The organism is Natrinema soli, from assembly GCF_028618695.1.
The window spans coordinates 1-3,552 of record NZ_JAQIVI010000069.1; the positions used below are offsets into that span (position 1 = coordinate 1).

At 66.2% G+C, this 3,552-nt stretch carries 3 protein-coding genes; 1 reads left to right on the forward strand and 2 read right to left on the reverse strand.

Annotation, left to right across the window (positions count from 1 at the left end):
- Both PGX04_RS04205 and PGX04_RS04210 read right to left on the reverse strand, forming a co-directional pair.
- Positions 1 to 233: trehalose-phosphatase (locus tag PGX04_RS04205; RefSeq protein ID WP_273737361.1), on the reverse strand; the 233-nt coding region annotated here is incomplete at its 3' end.
- Positions 234 to 236: 3 nt separating this feature from the next.
- Entirely contained in the window at positions 237 to 1,928 is a 1,692-nt protein-coding gene (locus PGX04_RS04210; protein WP_273737362.1) for an alpha,alpha-trehalose-phosphate synthase (UDP-forming), read from the reverse strand.
- A gap of 758 nt (positions 1,929 to 2,686) precedes the next feature.
- Between PGX04_RS04210 and PGX04_RS04215 the strand changes: the two genes are divergently transcribed.
- The coding region (locus PGX04_RS04215; protein WP_273737363.1) for a M24 family metallopeptidase at positions 2,687 to 3,552 on the forward strand (866 nt) is incomplete at its 3' end.

The following is a 3,552-nucleotide window of genomic DNA, read 5'->3' on the forward strand; positions in this document are numbered from 1 at the left end:
GTCAGGGCGCGGCCGCTGACGACCGCCGTCGTCACTGACGGCGTTTTCGCGAGCGTCGCCACCGCGTTCCGACTCCGCTCGGTCGGGACCGCGGCGTCCGGATCCTCGACGATCGGCGCGAGCGTCCCGTCGAAATCCAGACAGACGAGTAGCCCGTCGGCCCGCTCGAGCGTCTCGCGAATCCGGGGCAGTTGCTCGTCTATCGGCCGCGGGGGTGACTCGGTCTTCGTCATCGACTATATTGGCGGCGTGGGTTCGCGGGAGTCCGAATCGCGTTCGGACCGTGGTTCGGTCGTCCGGGAATCGTCGTGGACGCGTCGAATCCAGTCGAACTGCGTGTCCATCCACGACTCGATGTCTCCGTCGAAGACGCGCTGACGAAGCGTGTTCATTCGCCGTTGGCGTTCGTAGGGGGACAGCGAGAGCGCGTGCTCGACCTGGGACGCGAAGCCGTCAGTATCGGTCGGATCGATCGTCAGCGCGTGCGAACCGAGCCGCTCGTGGGCTCCGGTCCGGTCGCTCAGCAGTAACGCGGAGTCGCCGTCGACGCTCGCGGCGACGTACTCCTGTGCGACCAGATTCATCCCGTCGACCAGCGGACTCACGACCATCACGTCCGCGTGTCGATAGAGCGCACAGATATCCTCGCGGGGCAGCACGTCCTCCGTGTAGACGATCGGCCGCCAGTCGGCGGTTTCGAAGCGTCGATTGATCCGCTGGACCTCGCTGCGGACGAGTTCGCCGTACCGTTCGTAGGTCTCGATATCGGTACGGGAGGGCGTCGCTTTCTGAATGAACGTGAACTCGCCGCGCCAGTCCGGGTTCCGCTCGAAGAACCGCTCGAGCGCCGCCAGCCGTTCCGGAATCCCCTTGCTGTAGTCGAGGCGGTCGAGCCCCAGTCCGATCGTGGTCCCCTCCGGGATCCCGTACTCCTCGAACAGGTCGGAGAGGCGGTCCAGATCGGCCGATCGTGCGTCCCGGTCGTACGATTCGGCGTCGACGCCCATCGGCGTCGCGACGACGCGGGTCGTCCGACCGTCGTACCGGATCGTTCGACGAGCGAAGTCGACGGACGCACTCGGCAGGAACCGATCGACGCACTGCAGGAACTGATCGGCGTAGCGCTCGACGTGGAATCCCAGCAGATCGTTCCCGAGCAGCCCCTCGAGGACGTGGCCGCCCGCCGGACAGTGCCGGAAGGTTTCCGGCGTCGGCCACGGGATGTGCCAGAAGTGGGAGACTGTCGCGCCCTTGGGGACCGATTTCCGGATCATCCGCGGCGCAAGCGCGAGGTGGTAGTCCTGCAGCCAGATCACCGAGTCGTCGGCCGCGTGCTCGCCGACCGCGTCGGCGAACTGTTCGTTGACCGTCCGATACCACTCGAAATCGTTTGCTCGATCCTCGATCAGGTCGGGAAAGCCGTGGCAGAGCGGCCAGAGCACGCGATTACTGAACCCGTAGTAGTAGGACTCGACCGCCTCGTCGGATAGCTCGAGCCGTCGGAGCGTGTACGCCTCCTCGTCCGGCGGGACGGCAACGCAGTTCCGCTCGTCCGTGACTGCGAAGTCGGCGTCGCCGTCGCCCCAGGCGATCCAGGTTCCGTCGGTCCCCTGAACCACGGGATCGAGGCCGGCGGTCAGCCCACCGGTCGGTTCGTCGACCGTGATGGGCCACTGTGTTCCCGTCTGCTCCCCGCCGTTCGTTCCCGCTGGCGGGCTCCCGTCGGTGTCCGCGGGATCGGCCGCCCGTTCCGCGGTCGGCTCGTCTTCGTACTCGTGACGATACGGTTGCCGGTTCGAAACGACGATCAGCGAACCGGGACAGGTGGGGCCGTCGTCGCCGGACGTTGCGTCCGCTCGTCCGCGGCCGTCGGCCCGAAGCTGTCGACTATGCACAGCCATCGACGACAACCGCTCGGTAACTCGCATTCGCTGAAATAACAGAGCGCCCCGACTGGTTGCTTCGTGGCCTGCGACCGCAGGGAGGCTAATAGGTTCCCGCTACTACTCGCGTTCGGCCGACTATCCGCTCGAGGAGACAGTCGCCGATCGGCACTGACGCGCTACCGTCAGCGAGGCCGTTATGGTCCGACAATGGATCGTTCCGGACTGATTCGACTCTGCGACGAGCAGGCGGTGCGTAATAATGGGAACCACTGTATCGCACCAGACCAGTCAACCGTATCGCACCAAACCAGTCAACCGACGTGCGGTGGCGCGCGCTGGCGGCCGACCGAGCGTCGCGAGGCGCTCAGCGCCTCGGAAAGCGAGCGGTGACCGCAGGGAACCGTGAGCACAGTGAGGGCGGCCGGCGATACTGCGCGAGGGATGAGCGAGAGATCGGAAGCGCGGCGCAAAGCGCCGCGGAAAGGCGAACGGCCGAAGGCCGTGAGCCAGTGAACGAGTGAATCGGCTGGGGAGGGCGTGGCGATTCCCTGTTGCCACGATAGCAGGACGCTTTCTCTCGCTCATTCCCAGCAAGATCCACTGCACCATTCACACCGTCCAGCGATGGTCACTTCGATCGACGGACGCTGATACGGTGGTGGTCCGTCGGACCATCGGTTTCGCCGCGTCCGACTCCTCGAGCCACGATCAGGACTCCGATCTCCGGCGTGCATACCGCCCTCTCCCACTCCCGTTTCGGCAACCAAACGTTGATTTCTCGCTCGAGCCAATCCTCTCCCATGAAATCATCGTTCGAAAAACGAATCGCAGCCTGTCAGGAACGCCTCGCGGCGGCGGGAGCCGACCTGACGGTCTGTTTCCCGAGCCCGAACCTGACCTACCTGACCGGATTCGCGGAATCGCCGTCCGAACGACACCTATTGCTGTTCGTTCCCGCGCGCGGCGATCCCGCGCTCGTCGCCCCGGCGATGTACGAGGCCGAATGCTCCGATCTGCCGATCGAGAACCTGCAACTGCAACTCTGGACCGATTCCGACGACCCACTCGAGTCCGTCGAGACCGTTTTGGAAGCCTGTTCGCTGGGCGGCCCCGACCCGGCGACCGTACTCGTCGACGACCGGCTGTGGGCGACGTTCGCGCAGGAGCTTCGAGAACTGCTCCCCGACGCCGAGTTCGGGCTCGCGAGTACCGTCCTCGAACCGTTGCGGATCCGCAAGGACGACGTCGAACTCGCGGCGCTCCGCCGGGCCGGCGAACTCGCGGATCGCGTTTCGCTCGAGATTCGCGAGCGAGGGGACGAGCTGCTCGGGACGACCGAAGCCGAACTGGCCGGCGAGATCGACCGACTGCTCGCCGCGGAAGGCGGGGAGGAACCGGCCTTCGAGACGATCGTCGCGAGCGGCCCGAACGGGGCTCGCCCGCACCACCACGGCGGCTCGCGCGAGATCGAATCGGGAGATCCCGTCGTCCTCGATTTCGGTGCCTTCGTCGCGGCCGATCTCGAGTCGGGAACCGGCCGGTATCCGGGCGATCAGACCCGAACGATCGTGGTCGGCGAGCCGCCAGCGGAGTACGAGCGCGTCCACGACACCGTCAGGGAGGCACAGCGAGCCGCGATCGACGCCGTCGAGCCGGGCGTCACCGC

Coding starts and splice junctions, on each gene's coding strand:
- PGX04_RS04210 (WP_273737362.1), bottom strand. CDS start 1,928: ATGCGAGTTACCGAGCGGTTGTCGTCGATGGCTGTGCATAGTCGACAG.